Origin of the sequence: Hamadaea sp. NPDC050747, assembly GCF_040654195.1 — a bacterium.
GTDB lineage: Bacteria > Actinomycetota > Actinomycetes > Mycobacteriales > Micromonosporaceae > Hamadaea.
Map to the genome: position 1 here is coordinate 1 of NZ_JBFAHM010000038.1, position 2,115 is coordinate 2,115.

The following is a 2,115-nucleotide window of genomic DNA, read 5'->3' on the forward strand; positions in this document are numbered from 1 at the left end:
CGGCTGGGTCACCTTCTGCAGGAACCCGGCGCTGCTGTACGCGTACAAGGTGGTGAACGTGCTGGAGCTGGACCGCTCGAACCGCGAGTCGGTGATTTTCCGCCCGAGGTAGTCGTAGGTCGACTCGGCGTACGCCCCCAGCGGGTTCACCGTCCGCAACACTTCGTCGTTCAAGTCGTACGCGTACGTCGTCGCCCCGCCGTTGGCCCCGACCGCCTTGGACAGTCTCCCGAACTGGTCGTAGCTGTACGTGCTGACCCTCCCCAGCGCGTCCGTCGAAGACGTGAGGTTGCCCGAGCCGTTGAACGTCTTCGACACGGTGGCGTTGATCGGCGTCCCGCCGGGCGGCGTGTAGGACGGCAGCTTCGTCGAGATCGGCCGGCCGGACGCGTCCCGAGTGATGACGGTGACGTTGCCATCCGGGTCACGCAGCTCGACCTCGTCGCCGAACGTGTCGAACCCAGTGATCGTCACCGGACGAGACGACACCGGGGCGCCGCCGTTGGACTCGGCGTTCACCGAAGCGCTCGTCGTCACGACAAGGTTGCCCGACTCGTCGTACTCGTAGTACTCGGTGTTGCCCAGCGGGTCCTTCTCCGACAACTTCACGCCACGCTGGTCGTAGGTGTAGGTCGTCGTGTTGGCGGTGCTGCCGAGCGGCTGACCGGACTGACCGTTGCCGTACAGCGTGGACACCTCGGCGGCCGTCAACACCCGCTGATAGACCTGCACGTTGCCGATCGAGCCGTTGAAGGGCAGGTCATTCGCCCCGTTGTAGCGTTCGCGGCCGATGACGAGCGGCCCGTTCGCGGCGATCGGCGTGGTGTCGGTCGCCGTGCCCTGGGCGGTTCCGTTGGCGTACAACGTCATCTGACCGTTGGCGGCGTTGTAGACGCCGACCAGATGCGTCCAGGCGTTCAGCGTGGGCGCCGCCGTGGACAGCGCCGTCGCCGAGCCGGAGTTTGCCGTATCGGTCAGGTTCCGCGTGAACGACCAGCGGTTCGGGCCCTTCATGTACATCAGGTTGAACCCGGAGTTCACCGACGCGTCCTGCGCCACCGCGGTCTGGCCGATCGTGTTGGCGGCGAGCTTCACCCACGCGGACACGCTGAAGCTCTTCGTCGTGTCCACCGCAGGCCCCGCCGCGGTCGCCCAGCCGGTGGTCCCGTTGAAGACGGCCGCCCCACCCGACCAGGTGACGCCACTGGTGACCGTGGCGGTGTTGTCGCCACCGGAGCTGTCGACCGCCGCCGTGCCGGTCGACGCGTTGAGCCGCCACCAGCCCGCCGGCTTGCCGGCGCCGAGCGTATGCGCCCAGTCGGAGGTGACCCGGCCGGCGGTGTCGTAGGTGCTGCCGACACCGGTGACGTAGCCGGTGTTGTCCGAGTAGTACTTGGCGGTGACGAGGTCGTCGTTGTTGTAGGTGTAGCTGGTCTTGCGGGCCACCCCGGCCGGGTCGAGGGTCTCGCCGGTCACCCGGCCGACCGCGTCCACCGTGTACTTGGTCTCGGTGACGTTGTTGTTGCTCAGTTCCCGGATCACGTTGCCGGCCGCGTCGTACTCGGTCTGCTCGGCGACATACGACTGGCTGCCGTCGGCGTTCTTCTTGATCACCGCGACTTCGAGGTTGTTGTCGGTGTAGGTGAACGCCGTCACGAAACCCATCGCGTCGGTGATCGACGCCAACCGGCCCGCCGGGTCGTACGCCCGCGACTCGGTCACCAGATCCCGAGGGCTGATCGGATTGTTCGGATCACCGGTGTAGCCGATCAACGTGGTCGTCAGCAGATGCCCGTTCGCGTCGTACGCGTACCGGGTCTCCACGCCGTCCTCGTCGATCTCCTTGGTGAGATTGCCGTAGAGGTCGTAGCCGAAGGTGGTGACGTCGCCGTCGGAGTCGGTCGCCGTCGCGATGTGACCGAGGGCGTCATAGCTGTTCTTCAACGTCCGCGAAGCGTCGCCGCCGGTGGAGTCGCTGACGGTCTGCTGCAGGATCTGCCCGTCGAAGTTGTAGCTCGTGGTGGTCACCGGCGTGTGCACCGCGCCGGTGACCCGGTTCGTCGTCGCCGGATCGGTCTGCTGGACGATGCGCCCGAGCTTGTCGTACGCCACCCG

The 2,115-nt window shown here is 66.8% G+C and carries 1 protein-coding gene; it reads right to left on the minus strand.

Annotated elements, in window-relative coordinates; all coding sequences use genetic code 11:
• Positions 1-2,115, minus strand: a 2,115-nt coding sequence (locus AB0H43_RS38925; RefSeq protein WP_360008694.1) for a LamG-like jellyroll fold domain-containing protein, incomplete at both ends; no start/stop codon positions are given.